At 35.5% G+C, this 24,449-nt stretch carries 19 protein-coding genes; 10 read left to right on the top strand and 9 right to left on the bottom strand.

The genetic code is table 11. The features are described from left to right. Positions 1–119 precede the first annotated feature (119 nt). The 7 genes from ACQY44_RS25780 to ACQY44_RS25810 all read left to right on the top strand — a co-directional run bounded on the left by ACQY44_RS25780 (position 120) and on the right by ACQY44_RS25810 (position 12,756). Positions 120–866 carry a hypothetical protein gene (locus tag ACQY44_RS25780; protein WP_428233131.1) on the top strand — a complete coding sequence of 249 codons (747 nt, stop codon included), beginning with the start codon at positions 120–122 and terminating at the stop codon, positions 864–866. A 9-nt stretch (positions 867–875) separates the two neighbouring features. Continuing rightward, positions 876–2,879, top strand: a complete 2,004-nt coding sequence (locus ACQY44_RS25785) for a T9SS type A sorting domain-containing protein (RefSeq protein WP_428233132.1) — start codon at positions 876–878, stop codon at positions 2,877–2,879. Between the two features lie 765 nt (positions 2,880–3,644). Then, the gene (locus ACQY44_RS25790) at positions 3,645–5,249 is read left to right on the top strand and encodes a histidine kinase dimerization/phosphoacceptor domain -containing protein (RefSeq protein ID WP_428233133.1); all 1,605 of its coding nucleotides are present in this window, start codon (positions 3,645–3,647) and stop codon (positions 5,247–5,249) included. Then, the gene (locus tag ACQY44_RS25795; RefSeq protein WP_428233134.1) at positions 5,242–5,892 is read left to right on the top strand and encodes a response regulator transcription factor; all 651 of its coding nucleotides are present in this window, start codon (positions 5,242–5,244) and stop codon (positions 5,890–5,892) included. The genes ACQY44_RS25790 and ACQY44_RS25795 overlap by 8 nt, the downstream gene beginning before the upstream one ends. Before the next feature lie 127 nt (positions 5,893–6,019). Next, the gene (locus tag ACQY44_RS25800; RefSeq protein ID WP_428233135.1) at positions 6,020–7,441 is read left to right on the top strand and encodes a phosphatidylinositol-specific phospholipase C domain-containing protein; all 1,422 of its coding nucleotides are present in this window, start codon (positions 6,020–6,022) and stop codon (positions 7,439–7,441) included. 9 nt (positions 7,442–7,450) lie between these two features. Then, on the top strand, positions 7,451–11,395 hold the full coding sequence (locus tag ACQY44_RS25805; RefSeq protein WP_428233136.1) for an MBG domain-containing protein: 3,945 nt from the start codon (positions 7,451–7,453) through the stop codon (positions 11,393–11,395). A 29-nt stretch (positions 11,396–11,424) separates the two neighbouring features. Then, entirely contained in the window at positions 11,425–12,756 is a 1,332-nt protein-coding gene (locus ACQY44_RS25810) for an OmpA family protein (protein ID WP_428233137.1), read from the top strand. 340 nt (positions 12,757–13,096) lie between these two features. Here the strand turns inward: ACQY44_RS25810 and ACQY44_RS25815 are convergent, their stop codons facing one another. From ACQY44_RS25815 to ACQY44_RS25835, 5 genes are all read right to left on the bottom strand, one after another. Then, a complete protein-coding gene (locus ACQY44_RS25815; protein ID WP_428233138.1) occupies positions 13,097–13,267 on the bottom strand; it encodes a hypothetical protein in 171 nt (56 codons plus the stop codon). Then, on the bottom strand, positions 13,264–14,043 hold the full coding sequence (locus ACQY44_RS25820; RefSeq protein ID WP_428233139.1) for a type 1 glutamine amidotransferase domain-containing protein: 780 nt from the start codon (positions 14,041–14,043) through the stop codon (positions 13,264–13,266). Before ACQY44_RS25820 ends, ACQY44_RS25815 begins: the two co-directional genes overlap by 4 nt. 200 nt (positions 14,044–14,243) lie before the next feature. Then, the gene (locus tag ACQY44_RS25825) at positions 14,244–14,810 is read right to left on the bottom strand and encodes a Crp/Fnr family transcriptional regulator (RefSeq protein ID WP_428233140.1); all 567 of its coding nucleotides are present in this window, start codon (positions 14,808–14,810) and stop codon (positions 14,244–14,246) included. Positions 14,811–14,987: 177 nt separating this feature from the next. Then, positions 14,988–16,094 (bottom strand): alkene reductase, encoded by a 1,107-nt coding sequence (locus tag ACQY44_RS25830; RefSeq protein WP_428233141.1) that lies wholly within the window; start codon positions 16,092–16,094, stop codon positions 14,988–14,990. Positions 16,095–16,157: 63 nt separating this feature from the next. Beyond that, on the bottom strand, positions 16,158–17,264 hold the full coding sequence (locus ACQY44_RS25835; protein ID WP_428233142.1) for an alkene reductase: 1,107 nt from the start codon (positions 17,262–17,264) through the stop codon (positions 16,158–16,160). 237 nt (positions 17,265–17,501) lie between these two features. Between ACQY44_RS25835 and ACQY44_RS25840 the strand changes: the two genes are divergently transcribed. Continuing rightward, positions 17,502–18,401 (top strand): LysR family transcriptional regulator, encoded by a 900-nt coding sequence (locus ACQY44_RS25840; protein ID WP_428233143.1) that lies wholly within the window; start codon positions 17,502–17,504, stop codon positions 18,399–18,401. A 227-nt stretch (positions 18,402–18,628) separates the two neighbouring features. Here the strand turns inward: ACQY44_RS25840 and ACQY44_RS25845 are convergent, their stop codons facing one another. The 3 genes from ACQY44_RS25845 to ACQY44_RS25855 are packed head-to-tail and all read right to left on the bottom strand — an operon-like array spanning position 18,629 to position 21,318. After that, a complete protein-coding gene (locus ACQY44_RS25845; RefSeq protein ID WP_428233144.1) occupies positions 18,629–19,327 on the bottom strand; it encodes an SDR family oxidoreductase in 699 nt (232 codons plus the stop codon). A 6-nt stretch (positions 19,328–19,333) separates the two neighbouring features. After that, complete coding sequence (locus tag ACQY44_RS25850; protein WP_428233145.1) at positions 19,334–20,254, bottom strand: helix-turn-helix domain-containing protein; 921 nt, start codon at positions 20,252–20,254, stop codon at positions 19,334–19,336. Between the two features lie 20 nt (positions 20,255–20,274). Beyond that, a complete protein-coding gene (locus tag ACQY44_RS25855; protein WP_428233146.1) occupies positions 20,275–21,318 on the bottom strand; it encodes an NAD(P)-dependent alcohol dehydrogenase in 1,044 nt (347 codons plus the stop codon). A gap of 645 nt (positions 21,319–21,963) precedes the next feature. Between ACQY44_RS25855 and ACQY44_RS25860 the strand changes: the two genes are divergently transcribed. Then, positions 21,964–23,265, top strand: coding sequence for a hypothetical protein (locus ACQY44_RS25860; RefSeq protein ID WP_428233147.1), 1,302 nt, complete (start codon positions 21,964–21,966; stop codon positions 23,263–23,265). A 279-nt stretch (positions 23,266–23,544) separates the two neighbouring features. Here ACQY44_RS25860 and ACQY44_RS25865 read toward each other — a convergent pair whose 3' ends face one another. Next, positions 23,545–23,796 carry a hypothetical protein gene (locus ACQY44_RS25865; RefSeq protein WP_428233148.1) on the bottom strand — a complete coding sequence of 84 codons (252 nt, stop codon included), beginning with the start codon at positions 23,794–23,796 and terminating at the stop codon, positions 23,545–23,547. Positions 23,797–23,852: 56 nt separating this feature from the next. On the opposite strand from ACQY44_RS25865, the gene ACQY44_RS25870 reads away from it, so the two are divergent. Further along, positions 23,853–24,422, top strand: coding sequence for a Crp/Fnr family transcriptional regulator (locus ACQY44_RS25870; protein WP_428233149.1), 570 nt, complete (start codon positions 23,853–23,855; stop codon positions 24,420–24,422). Positions 24,423–24,449: the final 27 nt, after the last annotated feature.

A 24,449-nucleotide genomic window follows, 5' to 3' on the forward strand; every position in this document is an offset into this window, starting at 1 on the left:
TCTGTACATATTCTTGTAATAACTTTGTTAATAATATATAACGGTATCTTAAACCTGCTCCAAAAATAAGCTACAACTGATAGCTACAACTGAAAGTTTAACCAATTAAACCTAATACTATGACTAATTCTACATTCTCTAAAAGAAATGTTGATATTTTTCAGCAAATTGAAAATGCCATTGCCGAAGGAATATCAATTGAAAATGCATTCGAAATTTTTTTTAATGATAACAATGATAACATTGAAGAACTAATCCCTTTTACAGGATATTATAGCTTAGATGTAGCATCTGGCTCATTTGTTTCTATAGATACAAATGAGTACTACATAAATAAGCAAAAAGCTATAAGGCCTAAACGATCCCAAATAATCATATCAGTATCACTGGATGGAAAAACTTCAGATCAATATACATTTAATAACCAGATGACTTTTGTCAATAATGTACTTACAATTCCAAATGTCCTTCAGTTAAAATTTAAAAGAGATTTTATAGATGGTAAGTTGGTAACTTTTAAAGGAAACATTGGAGAAAATAATGTAAACGGTTTTACACGCTTTAATCCGGTAAGATTATCCGAATTTAAAGGTACTTATTTTAATATTAGTAGCTCTATTACTAGCTTAACGATTGTTGAAAAAAAGGAATTTACTGAAGTTAATTATAATATAGACAACACTCTTATTCCTATAGAATTTTATTCCTATAATCCTGCCATGTACGTACTTAATTTTTATGCTGGAAAAGATAATAATTCATATACTTTAATGCTTGGTACATTCGGATCTCATGGATTAGCTTGTAGCAGTATGTATACAGCGAATGGTAAAAATAATAATGAATTTTTAGTAACTATTCTTTAAACGCGATAAATGAAAAAATTTATACTCTTATTTTTACTTTTCTTTGTTACCATTCAATTTACAGCACAGGTAAACGAACCTGCTTTAACCAGTAAAAAAATTGCTGTAGGGACAAATTCTGCTGTCTTAACTGCCACTAATAATGAGGTTACTACAAAAAGCGTTGTGCTAGGAACAAATACAGCTATTCCAAGCAATGGAGTTGTAACTCTTACCGGGAACATTACCATACCTCCTGATGCTGTAGTCACTTCTGCTAACATAGTTTTTACTGGTTTCAACCTATCTGTCGGTTCAATAATTTTTGATTTCTATGTAGCGGCTTCCGGTGCAGGAACTCTTCAAAATGATATTGTATCTAAATTTGCGAATACTAATAAAACATATTCAAAACCTGTTAGCAACCTTACTAACGGAATAATTACATTATCAATTTACGACGACTATCATAACCCTTTTAATAATCCAGCTGCAACTGTAACAAGCATAACGCTTACTTATAGCTATACTACTACAAAATGGTATGACGCAAGTACAGGAGGCAATTTACTGGGAACGGGAAACACTCTTGAAACTGTTGGCACATCAGTCCTGCCAAATACAGAGACAACCGGCACCTACAACTTTTACGCAGAAGCTATAAATGAATCAGGAACAAGTAACAGAACCCAGTCTACTGTAACTGTAGTACCTCTGTTGGGAGCATCAATTACTTCAAATAACCTAATCTGCAATGGAGTACCCAATGGAAGTGCAACTGCAATAACTTCGGGCGGTGCACCCCCATTTACTTATGAATGGCTACCGGCAGGAAGCACACAAACAATATCAGGTTTGTCACCAGGGACATATACACTAAAAGTAATCGACGACATCGGGCAACTCGCAACGGCAAATGTTACAATTACGCAACCAGATGCAATTGTAATCTCTTCTACGCATACTGATGCAAGCTGTAATGGTGGTAATAACGGATCAGCAACAGTAAATGTAACTGGTGGTACAGGTGCATATACTTACAGCTGGAATACTACTCCGGTACAAACAACAGCCAAGGCTACAGGGCTTGCTTCAGGATCATATATTGTAACTGTAACAGACGCAAAAGGGTGTATAAACACTGCAACAGTTACTATTGGACAACCTGCTGCTATTTCAATTATTACTAATCTGGAAAATGTTAGTATTAAAACTAATGGAAATGCTAGATATACTATCAATTCAACCAATGCAGATAGTTTTCAATGGCAGGTTACTACCAACGGAACAGAATGGACTAATGTTGTAGATGGCGGAACCGAACCAACTTATTCAGGAGCGACTACAAACACTTTAAACATCGCTTATATACCTATTACTTTTGACAATTATCAGTATAGAGTCCTTTTAACTAATGGTATTAACTGTGTTACTACATCAACTTTTGCCCTTTTAACGGTGAACAGCAATATTAAAGCTGCAAACGATGATTTTAGTGCAGTAGTTATCAATGAAGGTACATCTGGAATTGCTGGGGATGTGACTGCAAATGACTTGTTAAATGACGTTTTGGTAAATGATAGAGATGTGATTATAAATGTAGTGAATGACGGAGGCTTAACTGGCGTTACAATTGATGCAACAGGTAACCTTAACGCTCCTGCAACAGCAACATTTGGAACATATACCGTAACATACTCAATATGTGAAGTAGCAGATATTACTAACTGTAGTTCTGCAGAAGCAATAGTGGTGATTTCACCTACTTTGGGAAGAGATACTTTCAAAACATTTAATGTAAGTGTTTATCCTAACCCTGCTACTAAGGAAGTGTTTGTTAAGATTCCTGAATTCTCATCTTATCTTAACATTAAAGTAACTATTTATGATATGAGTGGAAGAAGTGTTAGAGAAAGTCATGTGACTACTGATATTCAAGCAATTGACATCTCTGACTTAGAATCTGGTATTTATAACTTTAACATCGTTTCGGATAATGGTACAACCACTAAACGAATCATTAGAAATAAATAATACGTTCTAAAAAATGGATTTATATTAATTTCCTGACTGCATTACGCAGTCGGGATTTTTATTCTATATATCTTACAGGAATGAATGTTTTATAAATTGTCCAGTAAGGCCACTTAAGGAGACCTTAGTCTGTTTGAAATAAACAGTCTAAAAGAGGCTTTATTAGAGATTTAATCGAAGCTATCTACCTGAATGCCGTTCTTGGAAAGAATAATAACGGCTTTTTCTGCTGAAACATTCTTCTCAATGAGATTCATTTTTTTTATTTCTTTTTCAGTTATTTTTTTTAAATAATATCTTTAAAAATGCTTGATTAAAATCTAAAGAAAAAGCTCCTGTTTTAAAATCAATATCAGTCAGTGGAATAAGATTTACAAGATATCTTTTATCTGAGGCATCAAATTCAGAAAATCTTCGAAAGATTTCGATTAATACTTTATTTTTATTTGATTTTTTTTATCAATAGCTTTTAATTAAATAAAGACATCAGAAAAATATCTCAGAAAGCAAAGCAAGAAATACATTTTTTATTTTTATAAATAAAACTCAGAACAAATAATCGATGATTCAGAACATTTCGTTCTTTAAAGACTTGTGTATTTTATACATTTGAGTATGTAAAGAAAACAATATCTTTGAATATATCTAATCTGTTTTAACTTTTATGTCTTGAGGTTCAGTTTCTTTTTTTTTCTATTTTTCATGGCTCTAACCTGTTTTGGCCAGCCTTCTTTTGAAACCTTGAGAAAGGATCTTGAGCAGAAAATGATACACTATCATTTTAAGGAAGCTTTAATTCTTATTAATAAAAATGCCGGCTTATATCACGGTTCAGCAAAAATTGAACTGGATATTATGAAAATGAAAATCCTTACTGAACTGGGGCTTTATGACGAAGCCTTTAAACTTTCTCAACATCTAGTCACCAATTCCAAAACCGTTGCAGAACAAAAACTTAAAATTCATGTTGAAAGAGCGCTAATTTTTGAAATTAATGACGATTACTCTTCCTGCATAAAAGAATTAAAGAAAGCGGAGAATCTGATTTCCAAATACCCGCAGCTTAAATTTAAAAATTACACCAATTTTCTTATCCGTAAATCTTCCTATTACCGTGTCAGCGGATCTTCGGATAAAGCATACCGGCTTGCACTGCAGGCAGAAAGGTATGCCATGACTGTACACGATACCGTAAACATGCCTGTAGTACAGCTGATCTTAGGTCTTGGGAATCGCAGAACAAATCCTGAAAAAGAATTAGAGCACTACCAGCGGGCGCTTTACTTATATAAAAAACAGCGTCATTACGAAGCCGTTATTTCTATGTATACTAATTTAAGCTATTTTTATCTGCAAAAAAAGCAGTATGAGTCCGCCACCTTATATATAGATTCTGCACTGGCTATTGCCTCAAAATCAAATGTCCTGAGTTACAAAGCAGATGTCTACCAGACCAAAAGCACCATACTGGAACAGGAAAACAAAACAGATTCTGCTCTTTATTACTTTAAAACTGCCGCAGAATACTACAAAAAGTCTAATAGTGAACAACGTGATATCAAAATTAAAGAACTTGAAGCTCAGTATAATTTTGAAAAAGAAAAAGCTGAAAAACAATCCCTTAAAAAAGATATCAAAAACACCCGTATCTTAAACACTACTCTGATTGTCTCTCTTCTAATCCTGGCTTTATTTATACACCAGATGATGAAAAACAAAAGAAAAATCGAAAACCAAAAGAAAAAAATCTCTGAAAATAATACAGCCCTAACGACCAGTCTGGAAGAAAAACAGTTTTTAGTCCAGGAACTTAATCATCGTGTTAAAAATAATCTGGCCGTTATTTTAAGCCTGATTGATTTCCAGAAAGACCAGGAAAAAAATGAAGATTACAAAAACAGATTTGATGATCTTTACCAAAGAATTAAAACGATTATGATCGCTCATGAGCTGTATAGTTACAGCGTGAATTATAATGATCATGCACTGGTTGAAGCCCGGAATTATCTCGATAAGATTTTTGAAACCCACCAAAACAGCAGTATCAGGACATTTACATATATCAATGATGCCGAAACAGTTTATTTTACTGTAGATAAAATACTCTCTCTTGGACTGCTGGTGAACGAGCTGGTAACAAATTCCATAAAACATGCACAACCTTCAAAGGAACTTGTTTTGCATCTGGAACTTAAAAAAACAGATAAAAATGAAATAGAAGTTTATTATTGTGACAACGGAATTGTTTTTAATTTTGAAAAAAACAATGATTCGCTGGGACTTTTGATTATTGAAGGCATGGTGAAACAACTAAAAGGAACTTACAATAGAGAAAAAGCAGACTATAAAATCGTATTTTCAAATGAATGAACATAAAAGCAGAATATTGATAGTGGAAGATGAGGTTTTAATTGCACTTTCGTTAAAAAAAATGCTGGAACCCATTTTTACAGCTGAGACTGCCAACAGCTATGAAGAAGCCAGAATGCTTTTGTCCCATAAATTGTTTGATCTTGTTTTAATCGACATTTCTCTTTCAGGAGATAAAACCGGGCTTGATCTTGCCCGATTTATCAATGACAATATTTCAATTCCTTTTATATTCACCACGGCCCTGACTGATCCCGCAACTCTGGAAAAGGTGACAGCTATCCGCCCGTCTGCTTATCTTTCTAAACCCGTAGAAAAGGTCAATCTTATTACTGCAATACACCTCGCTCTGGCCAATGAGGATTCGATTTTTAAAATTGAGCTTGGAAAACAGATTTATTATTTTCAGTCTAAGGATTTTCTATTTGCCGAAGCAGATCATGTCTATGTTGAAATACATCTCAAATCAGGTAAAAACCAGATTTTAAGAACAACGATGACCTATCTTGAAGAAGTTTTTCCCGCTAAGTATTTCAAAAGAATTAACCGCAGCACTGCTGTAAATCCTTACCACGTTACAAAAATCATAAACGACAAATTATACATCGAAGATAAGATTTTTAAAATCTCTAAAAATTTCTGATTGTATTTCAGAACAAAAAAAATAGGTTTCAGAACATTTTTTTAATAATTGAATTACAAGTATTTAGTTTTAAACCTGCAAACTAAATCGACTATCACCTTTACAAGTGATAATGTAAATCAATTTTATGAAAACTACAGAAAATTTAAACCAGGCAGCACTAGTTAAATCCTGGCCAAATGAGTTTGAGATTACTTTATCTGAAGATATAGAAAACCTTCAGATTAAAATTAATGATTTTCAAATTTCCAAGGGACAGCCCTGGAATAGTAATCTCATTGTTCAAAAAATATCTTCAAAGCATTGGAAAATAACAGTTGAAGCAGGAAGACATAAAACTAAAGAGGTTGCCAACTGGTTTAAAAGCAAAATAACGGGAGGTGCAGCATTGGGTTGTGACACTTCTGCAGCTTTACCACATGAGCTTAATTTTTCATTTTCCTGTACCTTTTCGTTTGTACTTCATGGATTACCTGTTTTATTTTCTAATATTATCATTGCACAAGGAAATAATGGCAGTAATAATTGGTGGATTGGCAGTGCTAATTTACAAGAACGAAACAATGGGAATTTTCTTTTTTCAGATAATAAACGCATTAAGCTAAATATTCATTGTTTTGATGTAAATGGATTTAATTTTAAAGTTTCATTAGGAGATTGGATGCGCTCCTTACCGCCGGATTCACATATTACAAACCTAAGCATTCCAGGTACACACGATACAGGAACTTATCGTCTTTCTTCAGCTGATTTTGGAGCACGATGTCAAAATTATGATATATTTCAGCAGTTAGAAGATGGGATTCGCTTTTTGGATATCAGGCTTAAAAACAACGACGGAAATGCATCTGACCCGCTTCAGTTATACCATTCCATATATAACTGCGGAGTAAGCTTTGGAGAAATAATGAAATCATGTATTGATTTTCTGACCCAGCATCCTTCTGAAGTTATTTTAATGTCTGTAGAAAATGAACAGAGCGGCCAAAAGATATCAAACAACTTTATAAAATATCTTCAAAAATACCCGAATTCTTATTATAAAGATGATGATTTTCCAGTACTGGACAAGCTGCGGGGCAAAATCTTATTTCTCTACCGTTTTACATATGAGCCTATATCAGGTTTTGAAAATGATAAAGTTGGCATAATGTTTGGCCGCCCTTGGAAAGACAATGCTACTTTTGAATCAGTTAACGCGCAAGGGCAAAAATTTCAGATAGAAGATAACTACAAAGCTCATGATACGCATAAAAAAGCAGATTTAGTCGAGAAAAATCTGAAACTGGCCGCAAATACTGCTAACAACAATTCAAATCCCCTTTTTCTTACCTTCAATACTATTGGAATGGGTGGCCACACTCCTTACCAATATGCCTGGGGTGGTTTAGGTGTTGATCCGCAAATGAATCCCTGGTTAATGAGATACACATCTTACAGCGGAAAAAGATCTTTAGGTCTTATTCCGCTTGATTTTTATAATAATGGAGGAAATGATAATCCTATCGAAAACGGGCTTTTAATCAATATTGTAAATTCTAATTTTTAGACCATAATTATGAAAAGAATTATACTTTTATTGACAATTTTGTCAGCCCTAATTTCAAATAAAGCTGAAGCCCAACCTTACTATGATTTTCCCCATCCCTCTACACCTGGAACTTATTCTGTTGGCAACATAAATGTCGGATTTAATTACAGTCCTAACGGCGGTCAGGTATATATTGACGAGAGCTGTTCAAGTGTTTTGGGTTACAATTCTACTGATGGCGGCTATTTTACTTTTGGCTTTAATGTTCCTATTTCGGGTGTAAGAATAAGAGGAATCCGCCAGACATTTAATTCCAATACTACTATCGACGTAAGAATAAATGGAGCACCATATACATTGAATTCGTCAAACCTTTCATCCTTTAGTGCCTGCGGTTTTACTACACAAGGTTCTATATCAAACGGAGATTTAGTTGGCGGCAATGGTATAATTACCATTACACAGCCGGGAATTACATCTCTTCAGGTACAGAATAATGGCAGTGATTATTGGATATTTGTTGTAGAAATCCTGCCTCTTGTTACCACAGCCAACACTCCATGTACAGGCAGTACTCTCAACCTAACCTCTGACTTTTCTGGATTAACCAGTGGCATATCTTATAATTGGACTGGTCCGAATGGTTTTACTTCCAATCAAAAAAATCCAAGTATACCCAATGTGACCGCAACTAGTGCAGGCATCTATACCGTTACAGCAGGCAATGGAACTGTAACAGCTAAACAAACACAAAATGCCACTATAAATCCGATACCTGATGTAAACACTGTAAACAACCAGACAGTGTGTAATGGTTCTTTGACCAATGCAGTGCTCTTTACCAGCAATACATCTCCGGTTACCTACATCTGGACCAATAATAATACAACAGTTGGGCTCGCTGCTTCCGGTGCGGGCAGCTTACCCTCCTTTGTAGCTGTTAACAATTCCAGCCAGCCTGTTACAGCTGTTATTACAGTGACTCCCAAATATATCGGTAACGGTGCTTCATGTGAAGGTGCGCCTAAAAACTTTACCATTACCGTAAATCCATCACCCGCAATTCTGTCTCAGCCTGTATCAACGAGAGTATGCGCTAATGGCAATGCTGTTTTTACTTCAACTGTAAGCAATGCATCCTCTTATAAATGGCAGCTCAATACAGGTTCCGGATTTGTCGATGTGCAGAATATCGCGCCTTATTCAGGGGCATCCACATCAACTTTAAACATCGCCAATGCCGCTGTCACTGTTAATGGCTATCAATATCGATTAATTGCTTCAGGAACATGCGGTTCTTCCGTCACTTCAGACACGGCAGTTTTGAACATCTCTGCATTAAGTGCCAATGCAGTTGTGGATAACGTTAGCTGCAATGGAGGATCTGACGGAAGTATAATTATTAACCCATCGGGCGGAATCTCCCCTTACACATTCAGCTGGGACGGTGGTCTTACTACAAAGGACATAACAGGACTTACTGCCGGAACTTATACGGTAAAGATAACAGACGCTAATTTATGCAGCCTTACAGAGAGTTTTACTATTATTCAGCCAGATGCTCTTACAGTATCAACATCTCAAACTGATGTGCTATGTAATGGTGGTTCGAATGGATCTGCAACTGTAAATATTGCCGGAGGAACCGGAGCATATTCTTATTCATGGGCTCCTTATGGAGGAACTGCTGCAACTGCCACAGGATTAACAGCAGGAAATTACAGCTGTTTCATAAAAGATGCTAACGGATGTCAGATAACTGAAAACTTTACAATTACACAGCCTTCTGTTTTAACAGCTACTCAAAGTCAGATCAATGCGACTTGTTCAACTGATGGTCAGGCCCTGGTAACTGTTACTGGTGGCACTACTCCTTATACTTATTTATGGTCACCATCTGGTCCGACAACTGCAATAGCAACAGGGCTGAAAGCCGGAAACTATAGTGTTTTGATTACAGATGGCAACGGATGTACTTTAACAAAAACCTATATAATTACGACAACAAATACATTAGTGGCAAGCGCTTCAAAAACTGATGTTTTATGTAATGGCACATCAACAGGATCTGCTACAGTAATCCCTAGTGGAGCTCCCGGACCTTTTACATATGTATGGTCACCCTCTGGAGGAAATGCAAGTACAGTGTCTAACCTTAGTGTTGGTAATTATGCTGTAACTATTACATCAGCTACTGGCTGCTCTATAGTCAAAAACTTTACAATCAATGAGCCAGCAGCAATTACACTAACACCAAACTCAACAAATATTACCTGCAATGGTGGTGCAAACGGAACTGCTAGCGTTACCGCAACAGGCGGAACTGGTTCTTATACCTACTTATGGTCACCGTCAGGCGGAACTGCTGCAACTGCAACCGGACTTACTGCCGGAACATATGCTGTAACGGTAACAGATGCAAATTCTTGCTCTGTTGTAAAAAACATAACCATTACAGAACCTGCGTCTTTACTTGCCAATGTAATAGTTACAAATGTAACATGTTACAACGGCAATAACGGATCTGCTGCTGCAAATCCATCTGGAGGAACTGGTGCGTATTCTTACTTATGGTCACATAATGGAGTAACAACTTCTACTATAAATGACCTTACAGCTGGAACTTATACTGTAACTATAACTGATGCCAATTCCTGCTCCGCTACTGCTGCTATCGAAATTACACAACCAGTCAATCCTGTGAATCTAAGTACTTCGGTTGTTTCCGGTATAACCGTATCGGGCGCTACATTATCAGGTACAGCTTTTTCTGATGGAATAAATGCAGACAAAGGCGAATGTCTGACAGAAGTGGGTTTTGTATATGCTGCTCATTCAAATCCTGCCATAACTGATACAAAAAATAATATTACATCTGCTTTAGGAACATTTACAAGTTCTTTATCAGGACTTAAAGGAAACAAAACGTATTATGTTAGAACTTATGCAATCAATAGCAACGGTTTTATCAATTACGGAAACGAAGTAAGTTTTACAACAGAAAAATATACCCTGACTATAACTGCCGCTTCTGGTCATATCAAAGTTTACGGTACGACCGATCCTGTATTTAATTATACAGCTTCAGGATTTGAAAACGGAGACACAAATGCTATAATCACAGGACTACTTTCCAGAGATTCCGGAGAAAATGCCGGAAAATACAATATCAAATTAGGAACTATTGGCGCTGGTGCAGATTATACAATAGTCTTTACCGGTGCAGAATTTGAAATCGTAAAAGCAAATCAAAACATTATCTGGAACCAGACTTTAGAATTCGGTTGTAATGATTCAAATATGGTAACATTAACTGCAATAGCGGACAGTGGATTACCTGTTTCATACGCTATTACAAATTCTTCAATTGGAACTATTTCTGATGCAACTCTTACGATTTTAAATTCCGGAAGCAGTACAGTTAAAGCAACGCAAAACGGAGACCAGAATCATAATGCAGCCACAGCCCTAATTAAACCAATCGAAATAAGCCAGTCCGGGCTTGTTGTGCAACAGTGGACAGATGTTCTTTTCTTTGATAATAAATCCAACCATTTTACAGCCTGGCAATGGTATAAAGACGGAAATTCAGTTTCTGGCGCAACACGTCAGTATTATAGTGAAAACCAGCCTCTAAATGGTATTTACTACGTCATTGCAAAAGATACAAATGGAAATCAAATCAAATCATGTCCAATTGAAACAATAGGAACTCCCTTTACTAAAAAACTAAAAATTTATCCTAATCCAGCCAGACCTTTAAACCAATTTACTTTAGAATGTGATTTTAGCGAATCTCAACTGAATGGAGCCGAGATTACCATTTTTGACATTACAGGAAAATTAGTTCAGACCATTTCAAATGTAAAAGCTAAAAACCAAGTTACCGCTCCTGCTCAATCCGCTCTATATGTTGTCGTTCTTTCACTGAACAACAATCAGAAAAAAACAATCAACTTATTGGTTAAGTAAAAATGAGATTTAATTTAAAAGTAAAAACAATGAAAATTAAAATCACTTTAGCAATATTTGTATTGTTTAGTGCCACGATACAAGCACAAGAATTCAATTTAAAAATAAACGGAGGGCCATCCGGAATTTTATATGATAGTGCTATTGGAAATGGTAAATTAAAATCTGGCGGAGGAATAGGTCTCGGATACACTTATTTCTTGAGCAGTCATTGGGGAATCGCCACTGGAATTGATGTGATGTATAATCAGAATAGTTTTCAATTAAATGATGCAAATACAATCACAAGTTACGAAGTCGACGACCAGACTTCTGCTTTTGAATATCGCGTAACCCCTTTAAAATACAAAGAAGATCAGCACTTTATTTCTGTCGCGATTCCGCTTTTTCTGCAATACAGAACTGAAGTTGCTTCTAAAACACAATTGTATTTTGGATTTGGAGGAAAAATCCTTTTTCCCGGAAAACAAACTATAAAAGCATCTGCTTCTGAATTACAATTAAGCGGCTATTATCCGGACTTAAATCTGTTAGTTGACGATCTTCCTTCTCACGGATTTGGAAAAGTATCAAACTGGCAGGACAAAACAACGATAAGTTTAAAACCGTTATTTTTGTTAAGTGCTGAAACTGGTCTTACTTTCAAAATAAAAGAAAAAACACAGCTTTATACCGGAGTTTACATAGATTATGGTTGGTCTGATTTAGTGAAAGATACTCCAGATCTTAGTATTGTTGCCTATGATCCAAGCGGACTCGATAATATTCAGTCAAACGGAACAATTGGAAACAAAAAAATGATACAGGAGAGCCGTTATCTATCAGCGGGACTTCAGTTGAAGCTAGGTTTTTCTTTAGCAAAAGACAAACAGCAGCCCGTACAACAAAAAGCAGAAATCCTGCCTCAGAAACAAGTTATCGCGCCAATTCCCGAACCTCCAGTTCAAAAACAAGTAGTTGAAACGGCACCGCTGAAAAAAGAGCTCACTATAGAAGAACGTAGTTATATCGAAAAAGAGCCTCTTGCATTTCAGGAAATTGGAAGTACAAATTTAACTCCTGAACTTGCTGTAAGATTAGATCAAATTGCTAAAATCCTAAATTCGAATAAAGACACAGAATTAACTATTACAGGATATACTTGTGATATAGGATCTGAAGCCCGAAATCTTGAAATTGGAATGCAGAGAGCTCAGGAAGTTGCCGATTATTTGAAGAATAAAGGAATAGAATCTGACCGTATGCACCTATTCTCAAAAGGAGAAAGTGAACCTCTGGTTACAAATGCTTTAGCCGAAAACAAACCGCTAAACAGAAGAGTTAAACTTAAAATAATTGATCAATTATCCCGAGGTTTTTAATTTGCTTAACCGCTGCTATTTGACTTAATAAAAAGAGGTTAACGATTTATTTTTTGACGCTGCATTTTCCTTCGATCCCCGACAGGACATCCAAATCAAATTCATAAGGCCAATGAAAAACACCTCCTGCCTGTAGTAAGCCAATATTTTCGATGAAATTTATAGAAATTTATCCTGTAGTTCACTTAAGGAGACAACTATTATATAGTTGTCTCTTTTTTTATGCGCAAATATGTAGATTTTTCAAACCTGGTTCAAAAGTTGGGGATTAAGCAAAAAGATTAGGTAATCTGAATAAGAAGAAATCGATCCGTTCAAACAACCCAAATAAGAAAAAAATTCACTGTTGAGCAGCATCCCTAAATGAGGGATCAAATTGTTTTACACTTTCTTCTTTACTGCTATCACACAGCAATCTATAGACTGTATAGTTGTTATCTATTAACTTTTTGGCCACTGAACTGCCGATATATCCATTGGCGCCAATTAAAAATACGATCGCTTTTTTCATTTTGCCTTTTTTGAAAGTAAAACTAAAACTGCTTCTCCAACAGCTTTTGCTGATTGCGGATTTTGTCCAGTAACTAAACGCTGGTCACTCACAACATGTTCCTGCCAAAGACCTGATTTTTCATAAATACCACCGCGTTCTTTTAACTTTTCTTCCAGTAAAAATGGAACTATCTTATCTAGGTTTACAGCAATTTCTTCCTCATCAGTAAAACCATTTACTTTCTTACCATCAATCAAGTACTTACCATTACTTAATTTGATATTTACTATACCGGCAGGTCCATGACATACTGCGCTGACAATGCCTCCGTTCTCATATATTTTGGCCGCAATATCAGCTAGTTCTGTATTATCCGCAAAGTCCCACATAGCACCATGTCCTCCTGCGTAATGAATAGCTACGTAATCTGAAGGATTGATCTCAATTGGTTTTTTAGTGTTCTCAATTTTGCTGCGATATACCTTATCATTCCAAAATTCTGCATTTACCTTATCGGTCAAATCAAGACCGTCTACAGGTGCTTTACCTCCTTGTGGACTTACAAATTCAATTTCATATCCTGCATTTTTCAATATTTCCCATGGATGAGATACCTCTGAGAGATAATACCCCGTTGGATCTCCTGTATTTCCTTTTTTATCATGACTGGTCACAACAAATAAAATTTTCTTTTTCATATTCTTAGATTTTACACTTTGCGCCACTGCTGTGTTTGTTGAGAAAAAAATGGCACAACTTATAAGGGTCATTATTGCTTTGTTGATCATTCTCATAATTTATGGTGTTTGAATTAAAGGGTTACTTTTCCTGATTATAATAAAAGCTATTTTGAGTTATCACAATTGATATGAAGAGGTCACTTTTGATATTAAATTTGTCCTCACTTCATTTGTTTTTGATGATACAAAATTGCGATGAAACAAAAACAAATAAAAGGAGTATAATCACAAAATAAGTGTGATTGAAATCACATTTAAGGATGGCGCAATCGGCTTAATGTTTCTCTGGATATTCCCAGATACGCAGCCAATAAAGTCTTTGACACCCTTTGCAATAGATATGGATTTAATTGCAAAAACCTATCGTATCTCTCCTGTGGGTTTTTATTGAGCAGTATTAATATACGTTGTTGTAAGGCTACATAACCCACATTGGATTTTTTACGAAAAAATTCAGCGACACTGTGCAATTCTCTACACAGCTTTTCTTTGTTTACAGAGGAAATAACCAATAGTTCACTTTCTTCAATACAGTCTATCGAAATAGTGGCAAAACCACTGTTTAGATACGCCTGATAATCTGAAACCCACCAATCTTCCATTGCAAACTGAAGGATATGAATTCTTCCTTTTTTATCTGTATGACAGGCTTTAAGAAGGCCTTTAATTACCCAATAATCATTAATAACTTTATCATCTTCCTGTAAAAGAAACTGATGCTTTTTTAATTTTTTAGTTGTAAAATGAGAAAGAACGTAATCAAACTCAGAATCTGTCAAGGGTATAATTTTTTCAATATGTTGTCTAAGTGCGATACTCATTGGATACTATTATTTGATTATTTTATTGATGGGATTCCTTGAACTGAATTAATTTAATACCAAAGAATTAATAAAATCATAGGTCATCTATAGATTCATTATAAAAACCAATTCAAAGAGCCTAAAAAAAGAAAAGCAGACAATAATCGTTTTGATCTTCTTGTCTGCTTTATGGCATTAATTTTCTTGTTGATATACAGAATAATCCAGGTATCCATTTTCTTTCCCACCGTAGTGCAGACTGCGATCAGGTTCCGCTAAGGGCCAGTCGTTTTTAAGTCTGCTTACCAGATCGGGATTGGCTATAAAAGGTTCTCCAAAAGCTGCCAGATCAATAATTCCGGATTCAATCATTGTTTCTGCAATTTTTTTATCCATTCCTCCTGCCAAAATAATAATACCGTTATACCAAGAGCGAAAACGCTCTAAAAACCCTTTAGGAAGAGCAAAACTTCCTCTGGATTTTTGATCCATAATATGAATATAGGCAATTCCCCTATTTTGTAATTCCGTTGCCAGGTATTGGTAAGTAGCCTCAATTTCATCATAATGAGGTAATTCATGAAGACCTCCATAGGGAGTCAAACGAATCGCAACCTTGTCTGCCCCAATTTTGGAAATACAAAGATCTATTGCCTCGAGCAGAAATCTACTACGGTTTTTAATACTTCCGCCATACTCATCTGTACGATTATTGGTGTGAGGGTTTAAGAACTGCTCTATCAAATAGCCATTGGCTCCATGCAATTCAACACCATCAAATCCAGCTTCTATCGCACAAGTTGCTGCATGAGCAAAATCCTGAGCAACTAGTTTTACCTCTTCAGTCTCCAATGGCCTTGGTACAGAACAAGTGACAAACCCTTCCTTCCCATTTTCATCAAATCCCCAGGCTGTTGAATTTTCTGCCCTGATGTCTGATGCACCAACTGGTAACTGCCCATCAGGCTGATTAGAGGTGTGAGATACACGTCCAACGTGCCAAAGCTGGGCAAAAATTTTACTTCCCTTATTATGTACGGCTGTAGTTACTTTTTTAGCACCCTCAACCATTTCTTGTGTATAAATTCCCGGAACATACAAAACCCCCATTGACGTTGGTGAAATAGCCGTACCTTCTGTTATAATTAGTCCGGCTCCGTCCTTTCCTGAACGCTGGGCATAATAAGCTGCATTCATTTGGTTTAAGATACCATCAGGATTACGTGCCCTTGTCATTGGCGCCATTACCACACGATTAACCAATTTTAAATTTCCTTTTTCGAAAGATTTGAATAATTTCATGAATATTTTTTTTTGGTACTTACTAAATATGTACCTGTTTTTACTTTTTCTATAGCTTTTTATTTACTGAACATCATACACGGGATAATCAATATAGCCCTGAGTCCCTCCTCCAAAAAATTTAGTACGGTCTGGTTCATTTAAGGGTAAATCATGTTCAAGCCTGTAAGGCAGGTCTGGATTTGCAATAAATGGGCGCCCAAAAGAAACCAAATCTGTCCAACCTTTCTTAAGGGCCTCTTCTGCTCGCTCTTTAGTATATTTTCCAGTATAGATTAATGTACCGTTAAATGCTTTTCGATAAGCTTCCTTAAATTCGACCGCCATAACCGGTGCATTATCCCAATCGGCTTCGGCGATATGAATGTAGGCTATTCCTATTTCGTTTAATACTTTTGCCGCTTCAATGTAAGTAATTTCAGGAGTATCATCCTGTGCCCCCATAAGCGTAGTCAAAGGTGCTTGTCGCACTCCTACCCTATCTTTTCCAATAGCTTCTGCCACGGCAGAAACGACTTCTCTTAAAAAACGCAGACGGTTCTCAACACTTCCCCCATATTGATCCGTTCGATGATTAGTTTGCGAATCAATAAACTGCTCAATAAGATATCCGTTGGCGCCATGAAGTTCGACACCGTCAAAACCAGCCTCAATAGCATTTTTAGCAGCCTGTGCAAAATCCTCAATAATGGCTTTGATCTCGGAAATAGTCAATTCACGAGGCATTGAATGTTGTACCATTTCCCCAACTCCATTTTCTGGTCCTTTGTTTTCTAAATCTAAAAAAACCTTTACTCCATCTGCCAATATTGGAGATGGTGATACAGGAGAAGAGCCATTTTCCTGTAAAGAAGTATGAGATACGCGTCCTACATGCCACAGCTGAGCAAAAATAAGCCCTCCTTTTTCGTGGACAGATCGTGTAACTTTCTTCCATCCCTGAATTTGTTCCTGTGTATAGATACCCGGAGTCCAGGCATATCCCTGCCCTTGGCGACTTATTTGTGTTCCTTCAGAGATAATAAGTCCGGCAGATGCTCTTTGTCCGTAATACTCTGCCATGAGCGTCGTGGCTACTTCATTAGCGCCAGCGCGCGAGCGGGTCATAGGAGGCATGACAACCCTGTTGTTTAAAGTTAAATTTCCTAATTTATACTTTGTAAATAACATAACTTTTGATTTTTTTGTTTGTACTTTAAAAATTCTTGTAACGTAACTCTATTTATCAGTTTTCTTCTTAATTGACCGTGTAAGCAAAATAAAAAGGCCTGGTTTACTTACTCTTTTATTTTCTCAGTATTACATAAATTACTGATACTGATTTAAAAGGCAAATTTCTTTAAAAAAATACTATCATCAAAATAATTTAAATCATACATTTGTATCATAATTATAATAACACACTTTATGATGCTTAATTTAGAATGGCTCCGCACTTTTAAAGCAATTTACGAAACAGGAACATTATCAGCAGCTGCTCAGGCATTGTTCATCTCCCAGCCAGGAGCTAGTCTGCACCTTAATTCATTAGAAGCTTTTACAGGTTACAAACTTTTTGACCGCTCGGCCCGCAAAATGGTACCAACTGAGCGAGGAAAGGTGTTTTATAACTTTATTTTAGAACCGCTTACAAAATTAGAAACCGCCGAACAGCTATTTCACAAAAGCTCAAAAACAGATCGTGCTACTATAAGTATAGGCATGTGTTTTGAAACCTTTCAATATACTCTTGAAGAGCATATTTCCAATCTGTCTTTTAATCTAATTATCAAATTTGGAGAATACCATCAAATGCAGCAGGATCTGGATAATGGTCTGTTAGACTTAATCATTACTCCTCATAAAGGCCAGCAAAAAAACCTCGACTACAGAGCTTTTTCTCAAGAAAGAATTGTTCTGGTTGCCGGCAGTGAAACAGAAACTGCCGAACTCGAATCCTTACTGGCTTCTTCTAAAACAGATAAAATAAGCGAATGGCTCAAAAAACAGATCTGGTACAGTACAGCTGCTGATATGGAACATCACAAAAATTTTTGGCTCAAAAACTTCGGGCATCATCCTGATTTTAAGCCCAATTATATCGTTCCAAATATTAGTTCTATCACACGATGTCTAAGCAAAGGAAAAGGTTTCTCAATCATACCTGATTTTCTTTGCCGGGAATCTATTAATCAGGGAGGAATTAAATTAATATGGGAAGGAACTACTCCCTTAGAAAACATACTTTATTTTGGAACTCGAAAAAAAACAATTTATGCCAAAGAATTAAACGCTCTCGAGCAGATATTCATGGAAAAATGGAAGTAAGTAATTCAACACTAATAAGATGCCTATTCAGAATCCTCACAAAATCAGTTTCATTCTCAAATGTTAAAAACACGATAACTTATTAATATTGATTTAAGGGTGTTTCGTTAAGCTAAATAAAAGAGGTTGTTTTTTTTGCCGGATGATAAGACTAATCATTCTTGAGATCATAGTGATAAACCTTAAGATTAGAGATCTTTATGATTTAGTTTATAGTATAAATAAAATCATGGATTTGTTGCCCAAACATTAATTTCAGGAATAAATGCAATGTCATTTAAAGTAAGTGTAGAGGCAATCACCTGCGCAATTTCTATACCCTTTAATTTTCGCTCAGGATCAACAGAGACATGTCCTATTTTTGCAGCAAAGTCTGTAATCACTTCGCTTGGATTTATTTGTGTCACGCGAATATTGTACTTTCTCAATTCTGCCTGCCAGCACATAGTGAGTCCCGAGATAGCAGATTTACTCGACACATAGGCTGAACCGTTTGCAAAACCACGGACAGCTCCCATAGATGAAATATTGATGATGTTACCTGAACTTTGAGAAATAAAATATTTAGCGGCCAACTTTCCACACATAAAGACACTCCTTGTATTGATTTGCCAAATATTTGTAAAGTCATCAACCGAAGTATCTATTAAAGATCCCATGAATCCGAGTCCTGCATTGTTTATTAGAACATCGAGCCCTTCCAGTTTTTCTAGAGCATACTCAAACATTTTTTCAATATCACGCTCTATGGCAACATCAGCCTGTATACCAAATATATCAAGTTCTGCAGCAATTTCATCTACATTCTCTTTCCAGCGGCCACAAATTACGATATTAGCTCCCTTAGATCGTAATAATTTTGCTGTTTCATAGCCTATTCCTGTTGTTCCTCCTGTTATGAGGATTTTAGCACCATTTAAATCCATAATGTATCAGTTTAGTGAGTTTCTATACTCGATTGGCGATTGGTTTGTTTTATTCTTAAAAAGTTTATTAAATGACTGCGAATACTCAAATCCCAGTCTAAATGCAATTTCACCAACCGTTAAATCAGTAGTAGAAAGCAGCTCTTTGGCAAATTCAATTATTTTACCGTGAATGTGTTGCTGAGTATTTAATCCAGTAAGCTGGCGAAGCATATCACTTAAGTAATGAGGGGTAACATTCAGTTCTTTGGCAAGAAAATCAACCGTAGGAATTCCTTTCGATTGTAAATTATCCGCATTGAAATATCCTTCCAAAATATTTTCCATCTTTTTGAATAGATCATTGCTGGCATGTTTTCTAGTGATAAACTGCCTATTATAATAACGATTACAGTAGGTAAGCAGTAATTCTATCTGAGCAATCATTACATCCTGGCTGTATTTATCAATTGACACATGATATTCGTGCGTAAGGATCTGCATAATATTTGTAACTGCAATTTCTTCTTTTTCAGAAAGATGCAACGCCTCATTTACAGTATAAGAAAAATAACCATACTCTTTTATTTTCCTGGATAAAGGATAATTGATAAGAAAGTCCGGATGTACCACCAGCCACCAGCCTGATAATTTCAGATCTGAAACAATTTCAGTTGATACGATTTGATTAGGTGCAAAAAATGTCATGACCCCTTCATCAAAGTCATAATAATTCTGCCCGTATTTCATTTTTCCTTCAAAGCCTTTTTTCAGGGCAATGCAGTAAAAATTATACGACACACTACGTAAAGCTTCATCCGAATAACAAGTGATTTCTTCAAAATTAATTACGCTTATCAAAGGGTGTTGTGGTTTTGGAAGTTCCAGTATACGATGTAATTCTGAAATTGAATTCATCATATAGGGTTTATTCCAGTCTTTTTTCATCACACAAATTGTATTATTTTTTATTTATTAATAGTGGCCATATCAATTACAAAACGGTATCGCACATCGCCTTTTTTCATACGCTCAAAAGCATGGTGTATATCTTTTATGTCAATAAGCTCTACATCTGAAACAATATTGTTTTCTGCACAAAAATCAAGCATTTCCTGAGTCTGGGCTAATCCGCCAGCACCCGATCCGGCCAACGCCTTATTACCGGCAACAAGTGAAAACGGAGCAACTGACAGGGACTCCAAAGGTATACCTACGCAGATATGCACACCGCTGGTTCTAAGCAGTGACAAGTATAAATTTATATCGTGTTTAGCCGAAACCGTATCGAGTATAAAATCGAACGAACCTTTAACATCTTTTAATTGCTCCTCATCTTTAGTCACAACAAAATTATGCACTCCTAAGGCTTTTGCGTCATTTCTCTTTGATTCAGAAGTACTTAAAACAGTAACTTCTGCGCCAAAAGCAATACCAAATTTTACTGCCATATGACCTAATCCGCCAAGACCTACTACTGCCAGCTTATGGCCCTTGCCTACTTTCCAGTTACGAAGGGGAGAATACGTAGTAATACCTGCGCAAAGAAGTGGTGCGACAGCAGCCAGGGGTAATTTTTTTGAAACTTTCAGAACAAATTCCTCACGGACCACAATATTATTAGAATAGCCACCATAAACGGGCAGGTTGTCCTTTCCTATATTATTATAAGTCTGCACTCCTTCGGGGCAAAACTGTTCGTGATGGCTTCGGCAGTTTTCACACTCCAGACAGGCATCAACCATAACCCCGACACCAACGATATCATCAGCTTTAAATTTAGTAACATTGCTCCCAACTGCAGTAACCCTTCCTACTATTTCATGTCCGGGAACCATTGGAAAAACTCCCGCAAACCAATCGTTTTTTATCGAATGAAGATCGGAATGACAGACACCACAGAATAAAATATCAATCAGCATATCATTTTCAGTAATATCTCTTCGCTGAAATTCCCATGCTGCTAAATTAGTATCAGCACTTTGCGCCGCATAACCTTTTGATTGTATCATCTCTTGTTTTTTTATTTATAACAAAGATCTTCAATTACTCTAAACTGCGAAGTATCCATTTTGAATCTATTTGTATCCAAAATGAAGCATTTTATTAGGCTGATGTACTAATCAGATAAGTAGAAATCATATACTTAAATAAGATATAAAGTAACCAACCATGCAGACAAAGCCCTGTATGTACAAAGGCTTTATTTTTTCAAAGTCTTTTTATTAAAATACACTTGCAAATTTTAGAATAAATTAATTTAAAATATGATACAAGCAACCCGTTAAACATAATTTAACTGATTGGTACCGTGTCATATCCGTACACGATCACTAGCATAACCAAATTATACATTCTATTATTACTGCTATGTATGTCTTATGTTCTAATTAACTCCCAAAACAATAAACAATCTTAATCCTGTTAACTTTTTGTTAACGCTATTATAATACTAGTGAGATAGTACGATTTCTCTTTTTAGGTACTTACAAATAAATAAGAATAGTAATTCAAAATATTCTATCGGCAAGACTTTCAGAAAATAAAGTTTGTATTGCAGATAAGTATTTTTTCTTTCTCAGTTTGTAATAGCTCAAGAATAATTTTATCTAAATCAAGGAATTTTAAATAGATTATAAACCATTAAAACTAGAATTATGAAAAAACAGAATCGAAAAAAAGTCTTAAGAAAAGTCTTAATTATTGTATTATCCGCAATTACATTCTCATGTCAGGACACGACATTAGATGAAGCAGAAACTACCGCTGTGGCAACAAAGCAACAAAACACCAAAAAAATCAGCGCGGCAGCTATTTCTGATTTAGCACGAAGATGGGCTCCTATTCATTATAAAGATGTAGATGCCACAGGAACATATGCTGAAGGAGGAAAATCTGATTACCTTACTGCTATTAATTATGACAATGACTGGAATGGCGAAAACAACTGGGACAATCTTCCTGCTTATGCCAATTCTTTAGCTGCGCATTGTTACTATTCGGTTGTAGAGTCCAATACACACTGGTTCATTACTTATGCCTTCTTTTCTCCAAGAGATTGGACAGATAACCCACTTCTATATCAATTAGACCAACACGAAAATGATCTGGAAGGAGTCTTAATGATTGTAGAAAAGAATGGTTCTGCGTACGGTATCTTAAAAGGAGCTGTTACAGTAAGTCATTCAGATTTCTTTTCGTATGTACCAACAGGCAGTTCTTTTGTAAACGGATTGGAAAGTATTGACGGAACATTACAAATGAGAGATTATAACGGAGAATTACATCCTATTACGGCACAAGATTCTAAAGGACATAGTCTTAAAGCATGGCCACAGCACGATATAGATGGAGATGGAATTATTTACTACCCTTCGGCAACCGGAACTGCACAAATACCCTCTGATAATTATGATAATTATGTAGAGTACAAACTTGTCGATATTTTTGAAAGTGGAGGATTATGGGATCAACGATTTAACACCCAATTGTTTTCTAGTCCAGCTGGAGGATTTACAGGAAATAATTTTAAAACAGGCGGAGCCAATGCTCCTTGGGCATGGAACGATGGAAATGATGCCATAGTACAAACTGGAGAATTTGCAACAGATCCTGCAAAATTAGCTGATAATTATTTTGATGGGGTAGGCAATTTATCACGTGCTTATATAGATAATAAATATAATAGTGCAGCTGGTGGAATTGTGACTGTATATCAAAATTGTAATTATACTGGTTATGCAATTGCATTGCCTGCTGGAAATTATACGTTGGCTCAGTTAAAATCGTATGGCGTTGTAAATGATGATTTGTCTTCAGTGCGCTTAGAAAATGGGTACAAAATTACGATGTACCAGAATGATAATTTTGGAGGAGAATCTGTAATCATAACAGGAAATAACAGTTGTCTGGGAAGTTTTAATGATAAAGCCAGTTCTGTGAAGATTAGTGCTATATAAACTACTTTTGATTTTGGATATGCAAACAAAAATAAAGAAGAGAACTAACTTATATTCTTTTTTGCATATCCATTTTTTTTACCCATATCTTAACTTTTAATTTACCTATTAACGTTTAGTTTATCATTGATAAATTTTGATGTAAATATTTTCAAATTAATAATTTAATTTTACTTTACGTAAACTTACATCACCAATACTTGCTAATTATTTTTAACACGAATCATTTTACGTTATTTTATAAATTCAGAATATCTAAATCAGACAAGATTAGGATATTTAATCTTCTATCCATTCAAAATCCAATTTATGTTTTCTTCTAATATTCCTCTGACCTTCAGTAATTGCAGGTGTCAATAAGTACTCTAAGCTTTTAATGGTATGCAGTGAATTTATAAATTTTTCCATATTGATACCGTTAAAGTTTTCCCTTCTTTTAAAACCAAGCAAAGAGAGGTTTTCAAGCTTGTGGAAATCAAATTCCAAAAAGAAAGTTCCAGCTTCTCCAGCTTTTAAAAGGGTAATTCTCAACTTTAATTTTTTTTTTGATCAATATTTTTACGATCTTGAACAGAAATATTGATAATATGAAAGAACTTATAGACGCCCTTTCAAGATACCCTGCACTTAACGATCAAGATATCAAGTTAATAACAGATAGAGCTCAATCAAAATTCATTAAGAAAGGAGATTGTTTTTTAGAAAATGGAAAAGTAGCTAAAGAACTTGGATTTGTAACAGAAGGTATTTTGCGTGTTTGTTATCTTACTACTCAGGGTGAAGATATCACAAAGGCTTTCATCACAGAGAACAATTTTGCGTTAAATATTTCCAGTTTCAATAATAAAACTCCATCCGAAGTAGATTTTAAAGCCGCATCTGATTGCAGAATATTGTTTTTTTCCGAAAAAGATCTAAACGATCTTGCAATTGCAATTCCTTGTTGGAAGGATCTCTTTTTAGAAGTTACCGCTGATGCATTAATAAATAAATTAAAAATTAGTAACAACATGCTGATTCAGGATGCTAAGACGCGGTATCTTGAGTTTCTAAAAATTTATCCTGGTCTTGCTAATAGAATATCATTATCAGCAGTGGCATCTTTTCTGGGTATAAAACAGTCAACTTTAAGTCGTATTAGAAAAAAGTCCATATAATTTTTGACAATTGTCAAAAATTATACT

It is taken from the genome of Flavobacterium sp. (assembly GCF_965277525.1).
Taxonomy (GTDB): domain Bacteria; phylum Bacteroidota; class Bacteroidia; order Flavobacteriales; family Flavobacteriaceae; genus Flavobacterium.

Coding starts and splice junctions, on each gene's coding strand:
- ACQY44_RS25780 (WP_428233131.1), top strand. CDS start 120: ATGACTAATTCTACATTCTCTAAAAGAAATGTTGATATTTTTCAGCAA.
- ACQY44_RS25785 (WP_428233132.1), top strand. CDS start 876: ATGAAAAAATTTATACTCTTATTTTTACTTTTCTTTGTTACCATTCAA.
- ACQY44_RS25790 (WP_428233133.1), top strand. CDS start 3,645: ATGATACACTATCATTTTAAGGAAGCTTTAATTCTTATTAATAAAAAT.
- ACQY44_RS25795 (WP_428233134.1), top strand. CDS start 5,242: ATGAATGAACATAAAAGCAGAATATTGATAGTGGAAGATGAGGTTTTA.
- ACQY44_RS25800 (WP_428233135.1), top strand. CDS start 6,020: ATGAAAACTACAGAAAATTTAAACCAGGCAGCACTAGTTAAATCCTGG.
- ACQY44_RS25805 (WP_428233136.1), top strand. CDS start 7,451: ATGAAAAGAATTATACTTTTATTGACAATTTTGTCAGCCCTAATTTCA.
- ACQY44_RS25810 (WP_428233137.1), top strand. CDS start 11,425: ATGAAAATTAAAATCACTTTAGCAATATTTGTATTGTTTAGTGCCACG.
- ACQY44_RS25815 (WP_428233138.1), bottom strand. CDS start 13,267: ATGAAAAAAGCGATCGTATTTTTAATTGGCGCCAATGGATATATCGGC.
- ACQY44_RS25820 (WP_428233139.1), bottom strand. CDS start 14,043: ATGAGAATGATCAACAAAGCAATAATGACCCTTATAAGTTGTGCCATT.
- ACQY44_RS25825 (WP_428233140.1), bottom strand. CDS start 14,810: ATGAGTATCGCACTTAGACAACATATTGAAAAAATTATACCCTTGACA.
- ACQY44_RS25830 (WP_428233141.1), bottom strand. CDS start 16,094: ATGAAATTATTCAAATCTTTCGAAAAAGGAAATTTAAAATTGGTTAAT.
- ACQY44_RS25835 (WP_428233142.1), bottom strand. CDS start 17,264: ATGTTATTTACAAAGTATAAATTAGGAAATTTAACTTTAAACAACAGG.
- ACQY44_RS25840 (WP_428233143.1), top strand. CDS start 17,502: ATGATGCTTAATTTAGAATGGCTCCGCACTTTTAAAGCAATTTACGAA.
- ACQY44_RS25845 (WP_428233144.1), bottom strand. CDS start 19,327: ATGGATTTAAATGGTGCTAAAATCCTCATAACAGGAGGAACAACAGGA.
- ACQY44_RS25850 (WP_428233145.1), bottom strand. CDS start 20,254: ATGAAAAAAGACTGGAATAAACCCTATATGATGAATTCAATTTCAGAA.
- ACQY44_RS25855 (WP_428233146.1), bottom strand. CDS start 21,318: ATGATACAATCAAAAGGTTATGCGGCGCAAAGTGCTGATACTAATTTA.
- ACQY44_RS25860 (WP_428233147.1), top strand. CDS start 21,964: ATGAAAAAACAGAATCGAAAAAAAGTCTTAAGAAAAGTCTTAATTATT.
- ACQY44_RS25870 (WP_428233149.1), top strand. CDS start 23,853: ATGAAAGAACTTATAGACGCCCTTTCAAGATACCCTGCACTTAACGAT.